At 45.7% G+C, this 22208-nt stretch carries 20 protein-coding genes and 1 riboswitch; of the genes, 19 read left to right on the forward strand and 1 reads right to left on the reverse strand.

What is annotated here, in order from left to right:
- Nucleotides 1-34: 34 nt before the first annotated feature.
- The 13 genes from prfB (at nucleotide 35) to BLQ79_RS03880 (ending at nucleotide 14218) form a co-directional block, all read left to right on the forward strand.
- Nucleotides 35-1139, forward strand: a protein-coding gene (gene prfB / locus BLQ79_RS03820; RefSeq protein ID WP_407639617.1) for a peptide chain release factor 2 whose coding sequence is annotated in 2 segments (ribosomal slippage) — nucleotides 35-103 and nucleotides 105-1139 — 1104 coding nt in all. Because the reading frame shifts where the segments join, the coding sequence is not laid out codon by codon here.
- A 12-nt stretch (nucleotides 1140-1151) separates the two neighbouring features.
- Nucleotides 1152-3197: a DUF5693 family protein gene (locus tag BLQ79_RS03825; protein WP_091364030.1), complete on the forward strand. Its 2046-nt coding sequence runs from the start codon at nucleotides 1152-1154 to the stop codon at nucleotides 3195-3197.
- Complete coding sequence (gene csaB / locus BLQ79_RS03830; protein WP_091364032.1) at nucleotides 3184-4281, forward strand: polysaccharide pyruvyl transferase CsaB; 1098 nt, start codon at nucleotides 3184-3186, stop codon at nucleotides 4279-4281. The genes BLQ79_RS03825 and csaB overlap by 14 nt, the downstream gene beginning before the upstream one ends.
- Before the next feature lies 1 nt (nucleotide 4282).
- Nucleotides 4283-5119, forward strand: a complete 837-nt coding sequence (locus BLQ79_RS03835) for a transketolase (protein WP_091364035.1) — start codon at nucleotides 4283-4285, stop codon at nucleotides 5117-5119.
- On the forward strand, nucleotides 5119-6051 hold the full coding sequence (locus tag BLQ79_RS03840) for a transketolase family protein (RefSeq protein ID WP_091364037.1): 933 nt from the start codon (nucleotides 5119-5121) through the stop codon (nucleotides 6049-6051). The genes BLQ79_RS03835 and BLQ79_RS03840 overlap by 1 nt, the downstream gene beginning before the upstream one ends.
- 5 nt (nucleotides 6052-6056) lie before the next feature.
- Nucleotides 6057-6743: a cell division ATP-binding protein FtsE gene (ftsE, locus tag BLQ79_RS03845; protein WP_091364040.1), complete on the forward strand. Its 687-nt coding sequence runs from the start codon at nucleotides 6057-6059 to the stop codon at nucleotides 6741-6743.
- A complete protein-coding gene (gene ftsX / locus BLQ79_RS03850; protein ID WP_091364042.1) occupies nucleotides 6736-7620 on the forward strand; it encodes a permease-like cell division protein FtsX in 885 nt (294 codons plus the stop codon). Before ftsE ends, ftsX begins: the two co-directional genes overlap by 8 nt.
- 3 nt (nucleotides 7621-7623) lie before the next feature.
- On the forward strand, nucleotides 7624-8865 hold the full coding sequence (locus BLQ79_RS03855) for a murein hydrolase activator EnvC family protein (RefSeq protein ID WP_091364045.1): 1242 nt from the start codon (nucleotides 7624-7626) through the stop codon (nucleotides 8863-8865).
- Entirely contained in the window at nucleotides 8865-10010 is a 1146-nt protein-coding gene (locus tag BLQ79_RS03860; RefSeq protein ID WP_091364047.1) for a S41 family peptidase, read from the forward strand. The genes BLQ79_RS03855 and BLQ79_RS03860 overlap by 1 nt, the downstream gene beginning before the upstream one ends.
- 418 nt (nucleotides 10011-10428) lie before the next feature.
- Nucleotides 10429-11805, forward strand: coding sequence for a bifunctional UDP-N-acetylglucosamine diphosphorylase/glucosamine-1-phosphate N-acetyltransferase GlmU (gene glmU / locus BLQ79_RS03865; protein WP_091364049.1), 1377 nt, complete (start codon nucleotides 10429-10431; stop codon nucleotides 11803-11805).
- 48 nt (nucleotides 11806-11853) lie between these two features.
- The gene (locus BLQ79_RS03870; RefSeq protein ID WP_091364050.1) at nucleotides 11854-12807 is read left to right on the forward strand and encodes a ribose-phosphate diphosphokinase; all 954 of its coding nucleotides are present in this window, start codon (nucleotides 11854-11856) and stop codon (nucleotides 12805-12807) included.
- The gene (pth, locus tag BLQ79_RS03875; protein ID WP_091364052.1) at nucleotides 12807-13385 is read left to right on the forward strand and encodes an aminoacyl-tRNA hydrolase; all 579 of its coding nucleotides are present in this window, start codon (nucleotides 12807-12809) and stop codon (nucleotides 13383-13385) included. Before BLQ79_RS03870 ends, pth begins: the two co-directional genes overlap by 1 nt.
- Before the next feature lie 143 nt (nucleotides 13386-13528).
- Nucleotides 13529-14218, forward strand: coding sequence for a dTMP kinase (locus BLQ79_RS03880; RefSeq protein WP_091364054.1), 690 nt, complete (start codon nucleotides 13529-13531; stop codon nucleotides 14216-14218).
- 796 nt (nucleotides 14219-15014) lie between these two features.
- Here the strand turns inward: BLQ79_RS03880 and BLQ79_RS08260 are convergent.
- Nucleotides 15015-15170, reverse strand: coding sequence for a hypothetical protein (locus BLQ79_RS08260; protein ID WP_159427835.1), 156 nt, complete (start codon nucleotides 15168-15170; stop codon nucleotides 15015-15017).
- A gap of 366 nt (nucleotides 15171-15536) precedes the next feature.
- On the opposite strand from BLQ79_RS08260, the gene BLQ79_RS03890 reads away from it, so the two are divergent.
- The 6 genes from BLQ79_RS03890 (at nucleotide 15537) to BLQ79_RS03915 (ending at nucleotide 22200) form a co-directional block, all read left to right on the forward strand.
- Nucleotides 15537-16793, forward strand: coding sequence for a branched-chain amino acid transport system II carrier protein (locus BLQ79_RS03890; protein WP_159427836.1), 1257 nt, complete (start codon nucleotides 15537-15539; stop codon nucleotides 16791-16793).
- Between the two features lie 112 nt (nucleotides 16794-16905).
- Nucleotides 16906-17754 carry an alpha/beta fold hydrolase gene (locus BLQ79_RS03895; RefSeq protein WP_091364059.1) on the forward strand — a complete coding sequence of 283 codons (849 nt, stop codon included), beginning with the start codon at nucleotides 16906-16908 and terminating at the stop codon, nucleotides 17752-17754.
- Between the two features lie 218 nt (nucleotides 17755-17972).
- Entirely contained in the window at nucleotides 17973-18905 is a 933-nt protein-coding gene (locus tag BLQ79_RS03900) for a DUF1848 domain-containing protein (protein WP_091364060.1), read from the forward strand.
- Nucleotides 18906-18977: 72 nt separating this feature from the next.
- Nucleotides 18978-19111, forward strand: a riboswitch (FMN riboswitch).
- 47 nt (nucleotides 19112-19158) lie between these two features.
- On the forward strand, nucleotides 19159-20340 hold the full coding sequence (gene ribD, locus BLQ79_RS03905; protein WP_200779821.1) for a bifunctional diaminohydroxyphosphoribosylaminopyrimidine deaminase/5-amino-6-(5-phosphoribosylamino)uracil reductase RibD: 1182 nt from the start codon (nucleotides 19159-19161) through the stop codon (nucleotides 20338-20340).
- Nucleotides 20340-20999 carry a riboflavin synthase gene (locus tag BLQ79_RS03910; RefSeq protein WP_091364062.1) on the forward strand — a complete coding sequence of 220 codons (660 nt, stop codon included), beginning with the start codon at nucleotides 20340-20342 and terminating at the stop codon, nucleotides 20997-20999. The genes ribD and BLQ79_RS03910 overlap by 1 nt, the downstream gene beginning before the upstream one ends.
- Nucleotides 20989-22200: a bifunctional 3,4-dihydroxy-2-butanone-4-phosphate synthase/GTP cyclohydrolase II gene (locus tag BLQ79_RS03915; protein ID WP_091364064.1), complete on the forward strand. Its 1212-nt coding sequence runs from the start codon at nucleotides 20989-20991 to the stop codon at nucleotides 22198-22200. Before BLQ79_RS03910 ends, BLQ79_RS03915 begins: the two co-directional genes overlap by 11 nt.
- Nucleotides 22201-22208 lie beyond the last annotated feature (8 nt).

A 22208-nucleotide genomic window follows, 5' to 3' on the forward strand; every position in this document is an offset into this window, starting at 1 on the left:
GTAAAAGAAAATAACTAAGAATGGATGTGATGACATGCTTGAAGATTTGAAGAAAACCTTATCCGATATGCTGGCGCATGAAAAAGAAATCAGGGATTCACTTTGACCTCCCCAGACTGAAAGAAAAGATTCGCAGTTATGATGTGGAAATGAGCGATCCTTCCTTCTGGGATAATCCGGACAAAGCCCGTGAGATTTCACAGAAAGCTACAGAAGCTAAAGATACCTATGATACGTATACCCGGTTATTTGCTCAGGCAGAAGGTATACAGGAACTTCTGGACATGGCTATTGAAGAAGACGATGAATCAATGGAACCGGAGATTAAGGCGGAAATTGACCGCATTGGCGGTATTCTGAGAGAAAAGGAAATCGAATTACTTCTCAGTGGAAAATATGATACCAACAATGCCATTGTTACATTCCATGCCGGAGCCGGTGGTACGGAAGCGCAGGACTGGACAGAAATGCTCATCCGCATGTATATCAAGTGGGCAGAATCCAAAGGATTTGAGATTGAAGAACTGAACATGCTCCCAGGGGATGAAGCAGGTATCAAGTCTGCTGAATATATGATTCGCGGACGCTTTGCCTATGGACTCCTGAAATCGGAAAAGGGGGTTCATCGTCTGGTCCGTATTTCTCCGTTTGATGCGGCCAAGAGAAGACATACTTCATTCTCCGCGGTAGATGTTATGCCGGAAATTACGGATGATGTGGAAGTCAATCTGAACATGGCCGATGTCCGTGTTGACTATTACCGTGCCAGCGGCGCCGGCGGTCAGCATATTAACAAGACCAGTTCAGCGGTACGTATGACCCATCTGCCAACGGGGATTGTTGCTCAGTGTCAAAGTCAGAGATCGCAGCACCAGAACAAAGAACAGTGTCTGCGTCTTCTCCGTGCTAAACTTTATGAACTCGAACTGGAAAAGAGGGAAAAGGAAAAGCAGGCCATTGATGGAGAACAGCAGGCGATTGAATGGGGGAGCCAGATCCGTTCCTATGTATTCCAGCCATATACTCTGGTGAAAGATAACCGGACCGGAGTGGAAACAGGAAATATTCAGGCAGTCATGGACGGAGGACTGGATCCGTTTATTGAAGGCTTCCTGAAACATAGTAAACTCCATAAATAAAGGAAGAAAAGAATGAAACTTTTTCAGACAACGATTGGCAGGATATTGGCTGTCGTAGTCCTGATCTGCCTTTTGCCGGCGATGTATATCAGCTGGCAGAGAAATCAGGTGGAAACCAGAGCCAGAACTGTGGAAATGGTATATGATTACGACAATATTCTGAGTCGTGCCGCAGTTGAAAGAACCACAGTCGATGATTTATTCGCGTTATATCGCAAGAGTGGGATAACTTCCCTCGCATTGTATGATGAAACGGCAACCAAGCTGGTATCCCGAGGGGATGCCAGAGTTATGAGTGGCAGTGCCATGCATAATGCCGCATTGGATAATCCCGAAATTCGCGATGACTGTGTATATATCCAGCCATCTGCCACCGATACAGATCATGTGATTTTCAATGAACTGAAAAATGCGGTAAGAGATAATTTCCGGCCTCAGGATATCCGTGAACTCACAGTTAATGGTACGGATACTATAGAGGTCAGAGCGGATTATCAGGCATTTATTGAAACTCCGCTTGGAATTTTCCCATCCCGTGTTAAAGCGGCGGCAAGCCATGGATTCTATGTAGTCCTCCGGCCGAAGAACAATCCGGAAGCAGGAAAAGTGGCAATAGATGATTTCCTGAAGGCGGTAGATGCCTCACCGAAGGTCAGCGCGGTCATATTTACAGGTAAGGATGTTCTTGGTTTTTCACACAACCGATACAATCCTTATCTTTCTGAGGAACTGAACAAACGTCATATTCCGGTTGTACTTATTGAAGCGCAGAACCAGCTTGGTTTTGAACCGCAGCAGGGAATTCTGGATATGGCCAGAGAAGACGGGTACCGGAATGTCCGGCTGTACGCCATGTCAAAGGATGAACTGATAAAACTGTCACCGGAAGAAGCATCTTCCCGTTTCTATATCAGTGATATTGAAAGAAATATCCGGATGAATCTGTTCCCATCCTATAAGGATGCCCAGGCGGGGATGACCTTGTCAGAAACGAACGCATCCTACATTAATGATGTTAAAGATCGTTTGATTCATCATGGTTTCCATATTGGCAAAGCTTCCATTATGGATCCCTATTATCCGTCACCCGTACTGAGAGCGGTAGTTATGCTTGGCGCGGCCGCTTTAGGTACTATGGCGCTGCTTCTGATTATTCCGTCCCTTACCCGTTTTGGGTTCTGGATTTTCGGAGCCGGCGTGATTCTGACACAGGGGCTGTACTGGGGAACCCATTCTCATTCGGTAATGGCACTCCAGCTTCTGGCACTGGTCACGGAGATATGCACACCGGTTATTGTGGTGTCATTGTTTATGGATTATTGCTTCGCGAAAAAAGAAGAAGCCTATGTACATTATGGGCTGGTACGTATATTCGCGGAAGCCGTAGTGGTTCTCTGGGTCAGCGGCATGGCGGTACTTCTCTGTGCCAACTATGTATCCGCTCTCCTTGGAGATATTACATTCCTTTTGGAAGTACAGTACTTCCGCGGGGTTAAGCTTACCTTTGTTCTTCCTGTACTTCTTATATCTTTTGTATACATTCAGAAGTTTAAGGTGCTGGGACATCGAATCACCAATGATCGTGATTTTGTCTCATTCGTTAAGGAGTTCTGCAATATTCCGATTAAGATGGGTATCCTGATCCTTATGGGGATACTGGCGCTGACGGGCATTATTTTTGTAGGACGAAGCGGTAATAACGGGGCACCGGTTCCGGGATTTGAAGTGGCCTTTCGCCGGTATCTGGAAGCCGTTATGTATGCCAGACCGAGAGAAAAGGAATTCCTTTTTGGACATCCGGCAGTATTCATGGCCCTGGTTTCTTATTACAGAAAATGGCCTGAACTGCTTCATTTCCTCTTTATACTGGCATTCACTATTGGGCAGGGGTCTATGATTGAGACCTTTGCGCATATGCGCAGCCCATTCATACTGAGCCTTGTACGCGGACTGGATGGTCTGGCCGCAGGTACTGGTATTATGGTACTGGCACTTCTGGCAGTGGCGGTCCTTCTGAGAATCACCAAGTTTTTCGGGGGAAGATATGGCAAAGAATAAAATAGTACTTTCCGGCTATTATGGTTTCAGCAATGCCGGGGATGAGGCTATGCTTTATTCCATTTTGCGCTCACTGACCATGACCATAGATAACCCGGAAATCACCGTAATTTCCGGTCATCCTGAAGTTACAGAACAGCAGTTTAATGTCAAAGCGGTTTCGAGATTCGACGGCTGGGGCATTATCAAGGCTATATGGAAATCTGACATCCTTATCTCCGGAGGCGGAAGTCTGCTTCAGGATGTGACCAGCGCAAACAGTATTCTGTACTATATGCTTATAATTCTCATTGGAGTGCTGATGAGGAAAAAGGTTGTACTGTTTGCACAGGGCATTGGGCCGGTAAGATATCGGGTAACACGTATAACGCTGAAGCATGTGCTAAACCATGTGGACATCATTACAGTCCGGGATAAGGAGTCCAAAGGTTTCCTTACCCGGCTCGGGGTGAGAACACCGATTTATCATACGGCGGATGCGGTTATGCTTTTACCGTCTGTTTCCAAGGATACCGGCCGGAAGATTCTGAATGCCTATGGCGTACCAAAAGATAAAAAGCTTATAGGAATCAGCGTCAGAAACTGGGATGGCATCGAAAAATGGAAAGATGATTTTAACCGGTTTGTGAAAAAGCTGCTGGAAGACGAAAATCTTGCAATAGTGTTCATTACCATGCAGAATCCGGACGACGCAGAAGCGGCCGGCTGTATCATTCAGCCGGATAACAGGAGAGTGTTCCTGGTAAGGAACGTCATCAATGTCAATGAACTTATGTCAGTTATCGGGAATATGGATGTGCTCGTAGGTATGAGACTACATGCCCTTATCTTTGCTTCGATTATGCATGTTCCAACGGTTGGAATTTCTTACGATCCGAAGATAGATAACTTCCTTGATTCTATTCATGAGGAAGTCGCATGCCATATTTCTTCATTTGATGTTGAAAAGTTATATAATAAGACATGTGATTTATTAAAGGAACCTGCTGGCGAACATGACTGGAGTGCAGTAGAAGCTCTAAGAGACCGTTCACAGGAAACCATAAGGCTTCTCAAGAAGCTGGCTATTCATAGGGAGGATTAATATGGCACATTTAACAGAGGAAAGAGTTCTGGAATTGAAAGCTATTGCCAGAAAATTACGTGTGGATATTCTGGAAATGATAACTAAAGCTGCTTCCGGACACACCGGTGGTTCATTATCCATTGCTGATCTCATAACACTTCTTTATTTCGAAGAAATGCATATTGATCCGGCAAATCCAAAGATGGCTGACCGGGATCGTCTGGTGCTTTCCAAAGGACATGCAGCTCCGGCTATGTATGCCGCACTGGCTGAAAAGGGTTACTTTGATAAAGAAGAACTGAATCATCTTCGCCAGGCAGGACATATGCTTCAGGGGCATCCGGATATGAAGCATACTCCAGGTGTGGATATGACCACAGGCTCTCTTGGTCAGGGTATTTCCGCTGCGTGCGGAATGGCACTTGCCTCCAAAATGGATCATGCTTCCTGGAGAGTATATGCGATTTTAGGGGATGGCGAACTGGAAGAAGGCCAGGTATGGGAAGCAGCTATGTATGCTGCCCATTACAAGCTGGACCATCTGACTGCTTTTGTAGATAATAACGGCCTTCAGATTGATGGCCCGGTAAGTGAAGTTATGTCCCCGCTGCCCATTGGTGAAAAATTCAAGGCGTTCGGATGGCACGTAATTTCTGTAAACGGTCATGATATGTCTGCATTACATGATGCCATTGAAGAAGCGCATTCTGTAAGCGGACAACCAACGGTCATTGTGATGAAGACCGTTAAAGGCAAGGGCGTTAAGGAAACAGAAAATCAGGTGGGCTGGCATGGCAAGGCTCCAAGCCCGGAACAGTGTGTTCAGTTTGTTAAGGAAGTAGAGGAGGCAGAATAATGGCTAAGGCAACTCGTGAAGCATACGGTGAAACTTTGAAAGAACTGGGAGCACAGATTCCGGAAATTGTTGTGCTGGATGCCGACCTCTCGGCTTCCACTAAGACTGCTGTGTTTGCAAAAGCATTCCCAGACAGATTTTTCGATACTGGCATTGCAGAAGGTAATATGATGAGTGTGGCGGCAGGCCTTGCAGCTTCTGGTAAGATTCCATTTGCATCCACTTTTGCTGTATTTGGTGCTGGCCGTGCGTATGAACAGATTCGTAATTCCATATGCTATCCAAACCTTAACGTAAAGGTGGCAGTTACTCATGCTGGCCTTACGGTAGGGGAAGATGGAGCTACCCATCAGATGCTGGAAGATATTGCGCTGATGCGTGCCCTTCCCAATATGACCGTAGTTGTACCGGCAGATGCGGCAGAAACCGCGCAGGTAATCCGCTGGGCCGCTTCCTATCAGGGACCGGTATATATCCGAATGGGCCGCGCCAAGGTAGAAGATGTAATTTCTCCGGATGCGGAATTTGTACCAGGGAAGAGCACAACTCTTGCTGATGGCAGTGACGTAACCATTATGGCCTGTGGTATCATGACACAGCAGGCCCTTCAGGCCGCTAAGATGCTTGCTGAAGAAGGAATTTCCGCAAGAGTCATTAATATGAGCTCCATTAAACCTATTGATGAAGCGGCTATCGTAAAGGCAGCAAAGGAAACAGGAGCCATCGTTACCTGCGAAGAACACACGGTTATGGGAGGCCTCGGCAGTGCTGTGGCTGAAGTGGTTGTAAGACATTGCCCGGTTCCGATGGCTATGGTAGGGACTGAAGACGTATTCGGACAGTCCGGAAAAGCCAGTGAAGTACTTAAGGTATATGGTCTTACTCCGGAACACATTGCCCTTGAAGCTAAGAAACTTGTGGAGGCAAAATAAGCCATATGATTACTTTCAACAATGTGACAGTGCAGTATGATGCTTCTCATACCGCTCTTCGTGGGGTCAATATCCACATTGATAAGGGGGAATTCGTCTTTATCGTAGGGGCGAGCGGGGCAGGCAAGTCGACATTTGTTAAGATACTGACTCATGAACTGGTTCCTAAAGAAGGCTCGGTTATTGTCAATGGACAGGATATTACCCGTCTGTCCAACAGCAAGGTGCCTTATTACAGAAGAAAACTTGGCATCGTCTTTCAGGATTTCCGACTGCTTGAAGATAAGACCGTATATGAAAACGTAGCCTTTGTGCTTCGTGTAACCGGTGCGAAAAGCAGGGAAATACGTGAGAGAACAAGTCATGTACTGAACCTGGTAGGACTTCGCGGTAAGGAAAATGAAATGCCATCGAAACTTTCCGGCGGCGAACAGCAGAGAGTGGCTATCGCCAGGGCACTGGCCAATCAGCCGCTTCTCCTTATTGCGGACGAACCGACCGGTAACCTGGATCCTAATACCTCTCAGGAAATTATGGATTTGTTCAGTGCCATCAACCATATGGGGACTACCATTATCATGGTTACCCATAATCAGGATCTGGTTAATGCCATGCATAAGCGGGTTATTCTGATTGATGAAGGACACATAGTCAGTGATGTTGAGAAGGGGGGATACATTTCCCATGTTTAGTACAACCCGATATTTCTGGAGAGAAACATTCCGGTCTCTGTTCAGAAATAGCTTCATGTCTCTCGCATCCATTCTTACAGTTACCCTGTCCATGTTCATTCTCGGTATGTTTGTATGCGTGGTTACCAATATTGACCATATGGCCACCTATCTGGAAAGTCAGGTAGAAATGACGGTGTATCTGGATGATAACCTGTCTACGTCTCAGGTTATGAATGTAGGCAGTCAGATTAAAAAAATGCCGGGACTTACTAAAATTACGTTTACCAACAAAGATCAGGCCATGGTTAAATTCAGAGAAGAACTGGGAGATCAGGCCAGCATCCTTAATGCAGTAAGCGGGAATCCATTGCCGGCATCTTATGCGTTGTCCTTTGACTCTCCTGAACAACTGAAGGCTTCCGCACAGTCGGTTGCTAAGATACAGGGGGTTGAATCCGTTCAGTATGGACAGGATATTATTGAACAGCTGTATAAGGCAGCTCAATTTGTCCGTATTGCCGGAGTGATTATCATTGTATTCCTGGCTGGAGCTGAATTGTTTATTATCTCCAACACCATTCGTCTGACTGTGTTTGCGCGCCGTAAGGAAATCCAGATTATGAAATATGTAGGCGCAACCAATGGATTCATCCGCTGGCCGTTTATCAATGAAGGTCTGGTTATCGGGCTGGTAGGCTCCGGTATTGCGTCCGGTCTGGTTTATTATGGATATCAGCTGGCACTGAAGCAAATCACAGAAGCCGGTCTGGTGTTTATCCCATTTATGAAGACCTATCCGTTTATGATGTATACCGTACTGGCACTTCTTGGATCCGGCGCATTCATAGGTATTCTGGGCAGTGCAATTTCACTTCGTAAGTATATGAAAGTGTGAGTCATGAAAGAACGTAAATATGCAGTTTTTTCCGCTGCGCTTGCGTCATTGCTTCTTCTGAATTCCATAAACCCAATCCTGGCCGATGATACCACAAAGGGGCTGCGTAATCAGCTAAAGGATATTCAGGGACAGCTTTCCAATGCGCATGCAAAAAAGACCAATGCAGAAGCCATCATCCGTGAAATCACGGTTAAACTTGCCACTATTCAGGCTCAGTTGGATGCGGCGAATGCGGAACTGGTCCGTATTCATGCACAGCAGGCTCAGGTGAACCAGCAGATGGTGGTTACAAAACAGGAACTGGCGGTAGCAACACAGCATCTGATGGAGCGTCAGCAGGTTCTGGATAAACGTGTACGTGCGATTTACATTCACGGTCAGCTGAATTATCTGCAGGTTATTATGGGAGCCAAAGATTTCAGTGATTTTGCCAATCGTCTGGAGCTATTGAAACGTGTAGTCAGATCTGACTACAGTCTGCTCCAGGAAATACGACAGCAGCAGGCAGCTATCCAGCTTAAAAAAGATAAGCTGGAAGCCCAGAGACGCCAGCTGGCATCTCTGGAAAGTGATGCATTGCACACGCAGCAGAAGATTGCGGAAAAGAAATCAGAACAGCAGGAAGTTATGGATGAAGCCAAGGCACAGCGTGCCGCAGCTGAACAGATGGAAGCCGAACTTCAGGCGTCCAGTAATGATATTATGCGCCAGATTCAGGCTCATGAAGCTAAAATTCGTGCACAGCAGGAGGCAGCAAGGCGTCAGGCAGAAGCCGCTGCCAGGGCAGCCCGGGCTGCTAAGGCGGCTGGAAGAAAGGCACCACCGGTTCCTGTATATAAACCAATGGTTATCGGTACAGGGAGGCTTAGTCGTCCTTGTGGCGGTCCGGTTACTTCACCGTTTGGTTATCGTATTCATCCGATTTTCCATACTAAGATTTATCATGCCGGAGTCGATTTTGGTGTACCATCCGGAACACCAATTCATGCAGCTGATAGCGGTGTAGTTATTTATGCAGGAAGCGGTATGCGTGGATATGGTAATGTGGTGATTATTGACCATGGCGGTGGCTTATCTACATTATATGCACATAACAGTAGTCTGGCAGTTCGTGCCGGACAGTCAGTAAGTAAGGGTCAGGTTATTGCCAGAGCAGGCAGTACCGGATATGCTACTGGTCCGCATTGTCATTTTGAAGTACGCCGTAATGGTGCACCGACTAACCCAATGGGGTATTTATAATGAAAAAGTTCACTGATTTTTCATGGAAAAAAGGCGGCTTATGGATAGTTTCCAGCCTTGTGGGAGCTATGGCCATAATCGGCCTTTTTCTCTTTACATTTTTTGACAGTCCGAAGGCTTTTTTACAGTTTCTGCATGATTATCAGATTATCAGAACCCGCTACTTCAGACCTGTAAGTGATGAAACTCTGTTTCAAGGGGCCGTTAAAGGGATGGCGTCATCTCTTGGGGACCCTTACTCCCTTTATCTCACTGGCGATGTCTATAAAAGCTTTATGGAGCAGACCACGTCGGCTTTTGGTGGTGTGGGAATCATCATTGGCGAGGACAAGCAGGGAGATTTTTATATCCTTGCAGTATTTAAAAAGGGCGCTGCCCATGATGCAGGAATTCAGCCGGGAGGGAAGCTGGTTGCCGTCGATGGAAAGAAGCTGCATGGCATGGAACCAATGTTGGCGGCTAACCTGGTTCGTGGTAAAGTGGGAACTGCAGTGACCCTGACGATAGAAGAAAACGGTAAGGTTAAGGACTATAAGATGCATCGGTCGGATGTGGTCCTTCCTACGGTGTCTGATCAGATGGTTTCCGGTGACATTGGATACATTCATATATACACATTTGCCACACATACAGGGGAAGAGTTTAAGGAAGCTCTCCGCGATGTAAAGGCTAAAGGAGCCAGAAAACTCATTATTGATGTGCGTATGAATCCCGGAGGATTGATTACTTCGGTAGTCGATGTGGCGGATCAGATTCTTACCCGTGGCCCGGTGGTTAGTTACCAGGCCAAAAACGGGACGAAACAAACCTTTGACATTGACGGCATATCCAAACCTATGCCGATGGTCATCCTTATTGACAGAAACAGTGCCAGTGCTTCAGAAATTCTGGCAGGTGCTGTTCAGGATAAGAAGGAAGGCATTGTCATGGGAGAAAAGAGCTTTGGGAAAGGGACCATTCAGTCTGTGGAGGAATTATCTGATGGAACGGCACTGAAGATTTCCATAGCTCAGTATCTGACTGCCGGCGGACGGAAGATTGATAAGATCGGCATTAAACCGGACGTTGCCGTACAGCAGACGGGAACACCTTTTGATATGAACAGTGATTCTGTGCTTCAGGAGGCTATCCGTAAACTTAAGTAAGCGTAATAGAAAACAGTAAAACGATATGGTGGTCTGTTTAGGACATACCATATCGTTTTTTTCGTGGAAAAGAGAAGTCTGCCAGAATAAGAGCAGACAATCCCTATCAGAACATAAAGATGTACTTCGGGACCATAGATCCTGCAAATAAGTATATACATAAAAATGAACTTACGGTAGAGGTGCACCCGTAATGTGAATAAAACATGAATATCCGTTTATTTTTATGGTTGCCACAGTCTTTTACTTTTGGTACAATGTCAATGTACGTTTCGAAGAGAAACGGAGATACAGACAGGAAAAACAGTATTTTTGACGGAGGAAGGAGCTGTACAAGGCGTAATCTGAGTCAAAAAGACTGTGTTTTTTATTGGTCTTTATTACATTGAAAACCTTAAAAATGATGATGGGAGGACATATGGGAGAATTATCGGCCGTTGTCCTGGCAGCTGGACAGGGAACCAGAATGAAATCCAAATTGCCTAAAGTGCTTCATAAAGTATGTGGAGTGCCAATGGTTAATCAGGTAATCCGGATTATCAAGAACGCAGGCTGTACCCGGTGCATCGCGGTAACCGGATTCAAAGAAGAACTGGTACGTAAGTCACTGGGAGACTCTGTTTCTTTTGTTCACCAGACAGAACAGCTGGGGACTGGGCATGCAGTTATGCAGGCAATGCCATTACTGGAATCGGATGAAGACGGTTATGTTCTGGTTATCTGTGGAGATACACCACTTCTCAGGGCAGAGACAATACGCAATCTGATTGACGTTTGTATCCATAACAGAGCTTCGGCAACCGTATTGACAGCCCGACTGGATAACCCGTTTGGATATGGCAGAGTTATCCGTGATAAGGATGGGCACATGCAGCGCATTGTAGAGCAGAAGGATGGAACAGAAAGCGAACTGGCGGTTAATGAAATTAACACCGGGACCTACTGCTTCCATGTGGCTGACTTAGTGGATGCGCTTCATAAGATTGATAACCATAATGCTCAGCAGGAATATTATCTTACGGATGTATTTGGTATCATGATCCGGGAAAACAAGCAGGTTATCCCGGTCGTTGCGGAAGATGCAGATGAAACTATGGGGGTAAATTCCAGAAGACAGCTGGCAACTGCCAATAAGGTCCTTTATCTTCGCAAGGCAGAAGAACTGATGGACCAGGGAATCACCATTGTTTCTCCTGAAAATACATACATTGGACAGGATGTCATGGTCGGACATGATACGACTATCCTGCCGGGGACCATCCTTTCCGGGAATACCAAGGTAGGGGAAGATTGTGTCATCGGACCGGATACCCAGCTGGATAATGTAACCTGCGGGAATGGAAATACGCTGAATCGTGTGTATGCTCATGATTGCACGATTGGAAATAACAATACCATGGGACCGTTTGTACACCTTCGTCCGGATACAGATATCCATAATCACGTTAAGATCGGCAATTTTGTGGAAGTTAAGAATTCCGTAGTGGATGATGGAACCAAACTGCCGCATCTGATTTACTGCGGTGATGCGGATCTGGGCAAAAAGGTAAACTTCGGCTGTGGTACGGTAACGGTTAATTTCGATGGTAAGAATAAACATCGAACCGTGGTAGAAGACCATGCATTTATCGGATGCAATACCAATCTGGTGGCTCCGGTTCATGTAGGAAAGAATGCGTTTACTGCTGCCGGCTCCACTATTACTGAGGATGTACCGGATAACGCACTGGCCATTGCAAGACAGCGTCAGACAAATAAGATTAACTGGGTGACAAAAGACACCTATAAGGATTAAAATATATATAAGAGTTTATTATTTTTGTTCCCATAAAGGAGAATCGTCATGGACATGGAAGACACTTCAAAACTTAAGATTTTCACAGGTAACGCTCATCCTGCATTAGCACAGGAAATCTGCGATTACATCGGCGTTCCGCTGGGAAAGGCTGTTTGCGGCCGTTTTAACAATGGTGAAATTCAGGTAATGGTTAACGAAAGTGTCCGCGGTAAGGATGTATTTATTATCCAGCCAACCGGCGCGCCGGTTAATGATAACCTGATGGAACTGCTCATCATGGTTGATGCCATGAAGAGAGCATCCGCCCGTCATATCACCGTTATCGTTCCATATTATGGTTATGCCCGTCAGGATCGTAAGACCCGCGGCAGAGAACCAATCAGTGCCAAGCTGGTAGCAGACCTTATGAGTACTGCCGGTGTTACCCGTGTAGTAACCATGGATCTTCATGCAGGCCAGATTCAGGGCTTCTTCGATGTTCCTGTAGATCACCTCATGTCTACTTCTATTCTGGCTAAGTACATTAAGTCCATGAAGCTGGAAAACCTGACCATTGTTTCTCCGGATCTTGGCGGGGTAACCCGTGCCAGAGAACTGGCTGACCGTCTGGGCGCACCGATTGCCATTATTGAAAAGCGCCGTCCGGAACCAGGGGTAGCCAAGGTTATGAACATTATCGGTACGGTAAAGGACAGAAGCTGCGTCCTCGTTGATGATATTGTCGACACAGCCGGTTCCCTCTGCGAAGGCGCTAAGGCACTGGATAAGGCGGGTGCTATGGGTGTTTACGCAGCCGTTTGCCATCCGGTTCTGACCGATCCGGCAACTGAACGTGTAAAGAACTCCTGCCTCAAGCAGCTTATTGTAACCAATTCCCTTCCAATTGAAGATTACAAGAAACAGACCAAGCTTAAGGTTCTCTCTGTAGCACCGCTGCTCGGTGAAGCTATTATGCGTATTTTCCATGATGCTTCTGTAAGCTCTTTGTTTGATAAATAATGAAACTTATTGCAGGATTAGGAAATCCAGGAAAAGAATATGAACATACCCGTCATAATATGGGTTTTGACGTGGTAGATGAACTGGCTTCGCGCTGGCATGTTCTGAACTGGAAAGAGGCATTTAAGGCGGAAATAGCAACAGTGGTTGTCCATGGGGAAAAGGTCTGCCTTATGAAGCCACTGACCTATATGAATCTCAGCGGGGAAGCTGTTGGCGCTGCCGCCCGTTTTTACAAGATTGATGCAGAGGATATCTGGGTTATCTGTGATGATTTGGATCTTCCAGCCGGGCGGACAAGAATCAGGAAAAAAGGTTCAGCCGGTGGCCATAATGGGTTAAAATCCATCATTGCTCATCTGGGAACACAGAATTTTACAAGATTCCGTATCGGAGTGGGGCATCCTCAGGATGGCCATACCGTGGTGGACCATGTGCTTGGTAAACCATATGGTGAGGATATCGCCCGTATTGCGGAAGCAAAGAAACATACCGCTGATTCGGTGGAAGGAGCCCTTGAAATGGGCGTGGATAAGGCGATGAGTGCTTTTAATCCACATAAGGAAAGCCGGAAATAGAAAAATTCCCTGTATCAATTTCAAACTGAACAGCTAATATGATTTGAGGATGTGGAAAGACAATGTCTGTGTTTTCACATCCTCTTTTTGTCTAAACCGTTAGGATTCGGAGATTATTCAAAGAAAGACCGACAGGAGGTATTATGCACGGATTACTTATTGTTTTTGAAGGGATTGACGGCAGCGGCAAAGCCACGCAGTCTGCGGAACTGGTAAAACGGCTTAACGACGCAGGACGACAGGTTATGCATGTATCTTTTCCTGATTACGACAGCCCTTCTTCAGCACTGGTTAAGATGTATCTTCATGGGGATTTTGGGAAAAATCCTTCCGATGTCAATCCCTATGCGTCATCTTTGTTTTATGCATTAGACAGGTTTGCTTCTTATCGGACGAAGTGGAAGGATTTCTATCAGCAGGGAGGAATTGTCATTGCCGATAGGTATACCACCAGCAATATGGTGCATCAGATGACCAAATTTGATGATGAGCAGGAACGTGCACAGTTTCTTGAGTGGCTGGAAAAAACAGAATATACAGAACTTGAACTTCCGAAACCAGATTGTGTCATCCTGCTGGATGTTCCGCTTACCATTTCTGAAAAACTGGTGAAAGAACGGGCGGTTCGAGGCGGATCCATGGATATTCATGAGCAGCATATAGACTATCTCAGGCGTTGTCATGCAGCGTATCAGATACTTTGTCAGAAATATGGATGGAGACGGGTGGAGTGTACCCATGAGGGAGCCATCAGAAGTATACATGATATTGCCAATGATGTATTCTGTGAAATTCAAACCCTTCTGGCCACGAAAGCGCAGGAGGAGAAATAATCATCATATAAGAAAGGGCGTGGTCTGATCCTTTTATGCAGGATATAAAAGGAGTTGACCATGCCTTTTTAGGGTTATAGGACATTTTGTGTGTTTTTAATGCCAATGAAGCTAGTATTTATCGAGCTTTATAGGCACTACAACAAGGGAATTTTGTCGTGGGTTACAAATCTTCCATTTAAGAATTTTGAAGAATTTCCTTATTAAAGGCAACCAGGTCTGCTTTAAAGCTGAAGAATAGGTATTACATATAAAATTTTGCTATGAATTTCCAGAAGGAAGCAGTTTGGTACGCTTTCTTATACCTGTTCATGCACTTGCTAACGACCAGCAAGGTCAATTACTAGATGGTATTCCCGTCTCTGCATCATCGGATAAGAATAGGAGAATTTTATACAAAAAAGGCAAGAATACTATGCGAAGCTCCTTTCTGGAGAGAAAGGGGGGACCATCCGGTGACCGGATGATGGATAGTTGATTCCTCAATGTTGGAGTAAAGGAAATATTGCCAAAGTATTGAACCGGTTCCTATGCTACAATTTGACATCTGATTATCTGTAATGTTTTAAATTATCTTCTTGAGCAACTTTTGTTTTGCACAACTTTTGAACGAAATTTCTTGTAGAATTCAGGAACCACACTTTTTGTCCTATAAGCCAACATTACCTCGGTTGTGTGTGATGCTGTGGAAGGATAACAGCTTGTTCCAGATATAAAAACGCTTAAAACGGCCATTTCGCAAAGAACAAATGTTCTTGAAACGGTATAAAAAAACTGGCCATTACAGCCAATCTTTTTATCTAAAAAATATACTTGTAATTATATTAATTGTAATAGGTAACCCAACAACAAATACACCTATAAACCAATCCGGAACGGGGCAAAAAACACCAACTAAAAATAGAATAAAGAATATGAATGTTACAGTTGTTGCAACGCTATCATCTTTCATTTTAGCAACTCCTAAAAACAAATCTCTGTAAACAGTTTATAACACAAAAAACAATCAATCAATAGAACTTATGTACTGATAATTCAACATTTAAATATGCGTCTGGAAGAATTCCTTTTTCAGAAGACTCATAAAATAGTGCAATCTACACCCGGCGTGAACGTGGTTAAGAGTTATATGGCACATAGGATTTGAGACATTAGCCGTTGGTTAAAATTCAGATAATGTGGATATAGGGAAGAAATAACCATAGGCATAAGCTATAGACATATTTAAATACATTGTGATACACATCTCCCTGATTTATAATAGAGCGCAAATGTATACTCTGGCTGTACAATATTAATCTAAAAGGAGATGCAATCTATGTCAAAAAATGCAAATACAAGTGCCCTTATTATCGGGTTTGCTATGTTTGCGGTGTTTTTCGGCGCTGGCAATCTGGTGTTTCCACCTCTGATTGGGCTTATGTCAGGAAGTTACTGGGGGATTGCCATCCTTGGTCTGGCTATTTCTGCGATTTTGTTCCCTATAGCTACCATTATCGCGGTGGATAACATGGGAGGAACTATCCAGTCGATCTGCGCACCTGTTGCTGCATGGTTTACCAGGGGATACATGGTTATGTGGATTATATTTATCCTCACATGCGGGGTGCCGCGTCAGGCAGGTGTAGGGATTGAAAGCGGACTGCTCAGTGTATTCTCGTCACTTCAGGGTAATGATATGCTCAGGATTGCTCTTCTGGCAGGATATTTCCTTGTTGTATTGATTCTTACCTTGCGCCCTTCTAAGATTGTTGATATTGTAGGGAAATATCTCACACCATTTCTGCTTGTTTGCCTGGCTGTTATGATTGCTCTGGCAGTTCTTCAGCCTCTGGGAACCCCGGTGGCTCCGCAGGTGGATAATGTTTTCTCCTATTCCTTCCTACAGGGATATCAGACAGGGGATGTGGCCGTAGGTATTGCCATTGCTGGTATGTTTATTGCATCCATTAAGGCCAGGGGATATACAGACCCGGCATTACGACACAAAATGACATTGAAGGCGGCCATTGTTGCTTTTCTGGGTCTTCTCATCGTTTATGGCGGACTTCTCTATCTGGGAGCTACCGGTTCTGGTATGTTTGATGCGAAAATGGATCAGACCGCTCTTCTTAATGGCCTGGTTCATGCACTGACAGGGACAGCAGGAAATATGATTCTTGGTATTGGTATTTTTCTGGCATGCCTTACCACGACAATCGGCGTTGGCTCTACCATTGCCAATCTGACCGTGGATTTGTCCGGCGGAAAAATTCCTTTTAACTATATGATGGTGTTTGTATGCCTCTTTGGCATGGCAGAAGCATGTATTGGGGTTCAGGGAATTATTCGTTACACCTTCTGGATTTTTATTGCCATTTATCCTGTGTCCATTGCACTCATGATTCTCGGGGTTTTTTGCAGGTATGTGCCAAATCATGGGGCGTGGAAGGGGGCAGTTGCCATGGCAACGATTATTGGGCTGTTTGAAGGGCTTATGCAGCTTAATGAAAGCGGTATTACGGATCTTCCGTTGATTCTCTTATTCAGGCATATAATTGTATTCCGTTTGCATCCTCTGGTTTTGCATGGGTGATTCCTTCAGTGATTGGATTCATTATCGGAGCGGTTATCGTCAGAATGCAAGGGGGTAATCCTTATCCGATGCTTTCTGAAGATAAATGAGATAATTTAAGGAGTTTAAAATTATGGCATTGGTAATTGACAAGATAGTAGAAGATTCGCTGAATTGTAAGCAGGAAAGGCCGGCATCTCTGGAATCTCTGGTCTTTTCCATTGACGGATATCAGGTGTATGGGACGGCCTTGATACCAGGTGGAGAAAAGGAACAGGTGTATCCTTGTGTCATACTCTGTCATGGATTTCCAGGATTTGCCTCCACTTTTGATATAGCACAGAACCTGCGTCGCACCGGACTGGTAGTCATCAGTTTTTCCTATCGCGGAAACTGGGGAAGTCAGGGGAATTATACTTTTTCCGGGGCCATCGATGATGCTGTTCGTGTAGCTGAGTGGGCTCACGATGAAAAGAATGCAGTACGATATCACATAGACAGAAATAATATCTTTTTTGTCGGGCACAGCATGGGGGGATTTGTTTCTATCAACGCCACCCGCCGTCTTCCCTGGGTAAGAGGTACAGCAGTTATGTCCCCTTATGATTTGCCGTACTGGCCACAGCATGGATTGGCAGCACCGATGCGGGAACTGATTGATTCCAGTCTGTATGTGCTTCATGTGGAATCACCGGAAGCACTCTATGAGGATGTGGAACACTGCTGCCGGCAAAAATATGGTATCTGGCAGGCGTTTGAAGATATAAAAGACCGCAACCTCTATTTTATCGGAGCCTCTGAAGATGATGTGGCTCCGGCAAAAACCATGATAGAGCCTTTGTGGACGCAGCTTGAGAACCATGAGACGGCAGCGATTCAGAATTATGATACATTACCTACCGAACATGCGTATGACAATGTGCGGCTTACCACAAGCCGCATGATTGCGCAATGGATAGACAAGGTTCTTGAACACAAATGAGCTGGTATGGATTTGATGAACTCCTCTGGCAGGAATAGGTCCTCCTGTCAGGGGGCTTTTTCATTGCAGGTAAGAAGAAAAATATTTTCCGGAAAATTCACGATAGCATATGAATATGGCGCTGGCATGGCAGGCAGCAAAAGGAAGATTTCGTGGTAAAATCAGAATGCAGTATGGAAGTATTTTTATAAGAGCTTAAGAGAGGGATATATCACGCTATGATTATCAATACTGGGCAAAGAACAGATATCCCGGCATTTTATCCTGAATGGTTTGCCAATCGTCTTCGGGCAGGTTATGTATGTGTACGTAATCCATATAATCCTCAGCAGGTGAGTCGTTACCGTCTGGACCCCGGGGTAGTGGATGTTATCGGATTCTGTACTAAGAATCCCAAACCTTTCTTCCCATATCTGTCTCTTCTGGAACCTTATGGTCAGTACTGGTTTGTCACCATTACTCCGTATGGAAAGGATATAGAACCTTATGTTCCGCCTGCAGAGCAGGTTATGGAATCTTTTAAATTTCTGTCTTTACGAACAGGAATACATTCTATTGGCTGGAGATATGATCCGATTCTTTTAACGCAGGAATACACAAAAGAGTGGCATATCCACGCTTTTGACAGCATGGCCGGGGTACTGGAGGGGTATACTGAAACGGTGGTTATATCCTTTGTGGATCTGTATCAGAAGGTTCGCAGAAATTTTCCTCAGCTGCAAGAAGTTTCCTGGGAAGACCGTGTGGACATGGGGAAAGCTATGGCAGAAATTGCCAGAAGACATGGAATGGAGATAAAAACATGTGCTGAAGGCAGACTTCTGGAACCATATGGTGTAAACTGCAATGGGTGCATGACTGTGGATGTATATGAGAAAGCCATTGGACAGCCACTGGAGGTTCCTGTTAGAAAACAAAGTCGCGCCTGGTGTTCATGCTATCTTTCCTGTGACATTGGTGCTTATGATACTTGCGGACATCTCTGCAGATACTGTTATGCCAATAATGATGTCCGGATGGTGCAAAGACATCGAATGGACCATGATAAACATTCTCCTTTTCTTATCGGGGGATACAGGGACGGAGACATTATCCATCAGGTGCCACAGCAATCGTGGATTCGGAGAGAGCAAAATTTATTTGAAATCTGAGTTTTAAATGAGTTTTCAGTCTGGTAATTTGAATAATTTTGCTCTATAATGAGGGAGAAATAAAAATGGTTAATTTCTCTTCAGGGCAAGGTGAAAATCCTTACCGGTGGTGATAGCCCACGAGCGCAAGCAGATTTGGTGCAATTCCAAAGCCGACAGTAATAAAACAGTATTGGTTTTTGAGTCTGGATGAAAGACAGAGAAGACATGTAAGATAGAGCCACGCCCTGAAAAGAAACAGGGGGTGGCTTTTTTGAGTGAAGAATTAGACAGGAAATATATGGCCCGTGCGTTACAGCTGGCCCTTCGCGGAGCTGGCCATACGAGACCCAATCCCATGGTAGGGGCTGTTCTGGTCAAGGATGGTCGTATTATCGGGGAAGGCTGGCACAAACAGTATGGTGGGCCTCACGCGGAAGTCAATGCATTTGCCCGCGCCACGGAAGATCCGGAAGGGGCAACATTGTATGTAAGTCTTGAACCCTGTTCGCATTACGGGAAGACACCTCCCTGCGCGGATCTGATTATCCGGAAGAAGGTGGCCCGTGTAGTGGCGGCGCTGGAGGATCCAAATCCTCTGGTGTCCGGACGCGGTTTCCGCAAACTGCGCGCCAATGGCATCCGGGTAACTGTCGGAGTACTGGCGGAAGAAGCCCGGCATATTAACGATGTTTTTCTTACTTATGTTACCAGAAAGCGCCCCTTTGTATTGTATAAGGCCGCTATGAGTCTGGATGGGAAGATTGCCTGCCATACCGGGGAATCCCAGTGGATCAGTTCCGAAAAATCCAGAGAGGAAGTGCAGCGGCTTCGTGGAATCTTATCGGGGATTATGGTGGGAGCCGGAACGGTGATTGCCGATAATCCGCGCCTTACCTGCCGTATGGAGGAATATGAGAATCCGGCCCGCATCATTGTGGATGGGAAGCTTCGCGTACCCTTGGAATCCAGAATCTTTCATGAACCTGGAAGGAATATTATCCTTACCACTTCAGAGGCCTCTCCGGAAAAGAAGAAAGCTCTGGAAAATCTGGGAGTGGAATTGATAGAAGCGGACAGTGAAGAGCCTGGAAAGGTGGATCTGAAGTCAGCCATGCTGGCCCTGGGAATCAAGGGGATTGACGGCATATTGCTGGAAGGCGGACCGACTCTGGCCGCTTCGGCCCTGGAAGCGGGGATTATCGATGCCGTACGATTCTATATTGCACAGAAAATCATTGGAGGCAGGGAAGCGCCTTCTCCTTTTGCAGGAACCGGAGCCGCCCATATGAATGAGGTGGTGCCGTTAACTGACGCAGTGTATGGGACCAGCGGGGATGATCTGTGGATACAGGCCTATATACAGCGGGAAAAGAAAGAACCGGAGGCCGGAGAACAGAAGGTAGAGGAAGCTCAGACGGAGTCCCATGAGGAAACGAACGGGGGAAACAGCTGATGTTTACTGGAATTGTGGAAGAAATTGGAGTGCTCATCGGCCGAAAGGACAGAAGTAATAGCTGTACGCTCACTATTGGCTGTAAGAAAGTACTGGAAAATACAAAGATTGGGGACAGTATTGCAGTAAATGGAACCTGTCTTACTGTGACATCCATGACAGATCATTCCTTTGATGCGGATGTTACACCCGAAACCATGCGCAGAACTTCCTTTTCCATTGTCCGTGCCGGCTCTCCGGTCAATCTGGAAAGGGCACTTCGTGTAGGTGACCGGCTGGGAGGCCATATCGTTTCCGGGCATGTGGACTGTGTCGGAAAGATTATCTCTATGGAAAAAGAAGGCAATGCGATAAACATCACATTTTCCGTACCTGACAGATACATGCGCTATATCCTGGAGAAGGGGTCGGTGGCTGTGGACGGAGTAAGTTTGACCGTAGCCAGACGGATGGAAAAATCCTTTTCCGTAGCCCTGATTCCGCATACCGGAGATATGACCATTCTCCTGAAGAAACATAGCGGAAATCCGGTAAATATAGAATGTGACTGTATTGGAAAATATGTTGAGCAGTTAATGGGCAGGAATGACCGGGAAAGCGGTTTGACCATGGCGAAATTAAATGCCATAGGGATTACAGGAGGATATTATGGAAAATAAATATAATTCCATTGAAGAAATTATTGAAGAACTGAAAAAAGGCCGATGTGTCATTATGCAGGACGCAGAATCCCGTGAAAATGAAGGGGACTATATCTGCGCTGCGGAATTTGCTACACCGGAAAATCTGAATCGCATGGCGTCTGAGGCTAAGGGAGTTATCTGCATGCCTATGTCCGGAGAAGAAGCGGACCGTCTGTGCCTGGCACCTATGATCCGGCACAATACGGATAATCACCAGACCGCCTTTCTGGAATCCATTGATTTCGAAGATACAACTACCGGTGTTTCTGCTTTTGAACGTTCCATGACGGCAATGGCTGCAGTCCGTACGGATATTCGCCCGGATCAGTTCAGAAAACCAGGACATATGTTCCCTCTCCGGGCAAAGAAATGGGGAGTCCTTGAACGTCCTGGCCATACGGAAGCCACCGTGGATCTGTGCCGTCTGGCTGGGCTTCATCCTATGGGACTCTGCTGTGAAATCATGAATGAAGATGGCTCCATGGCACGAAAGGATGATCTGTTCCGTCTGGCTAAGGAAAAGGGAATGAAGATTGGCAACATTCAGGATCTCATTACCTACAGGAAAAAACATGAAAAATTAATGGAAAGAGTAGCGGAAGCCCGCCTTCCTACCCGATATGGCGTATTTAAGATTATCGGATATATCAATAAGCTGAATGGGGAACATCATGTAGCCCTGGTTATGGGGGATGTTTCCGATGGAAAACCGGTTCTCTGCCGGATTCACTCGGAATGTCTTACCGGGGATTGCTTTGGCTCCATTAAATGCGACTGCGGTCCTCAGCTGGATGCGGCTTTACGGAGAATTGCCCAGGAAGGCCGCGGAATACTCCTTTATCTGCGTCAGGAAGGCCGGGGTATTGGGTTAATCAACAAGATTAAGGCCTATGCACTGCAGGATCAGGGATATGATACCGTGGAAGCTAATTTAAAACTGGGATTTGCTCCTGACCTGCGTGATTATATGGTAGGAGCTCAGATGCTCTGGGATCTGGGAGTACAGGATATCCGCATCATGACCAACAATCCGCAGAAGATACATGATGTGTCTGATTATCATATTCACATTGTGGAACGGGTTCCCATTGAAATCGAACCTAATGTGGAAGATGAACATTATCTGGAAGTTAAGCAGGAAAAGATGGGGCACCTTCTTCATCTGCATAAAAAATAATCAGCCAG

Origin of the sequence: Dialister histaminiformans, assembly GCF_900103425.1 — a bacterium.
GTDB lineage: Bacteria > Bacillota > Negativicutes > Veillonellales > Dialisteraceae > Allisonella > Allisonella histaminiformans.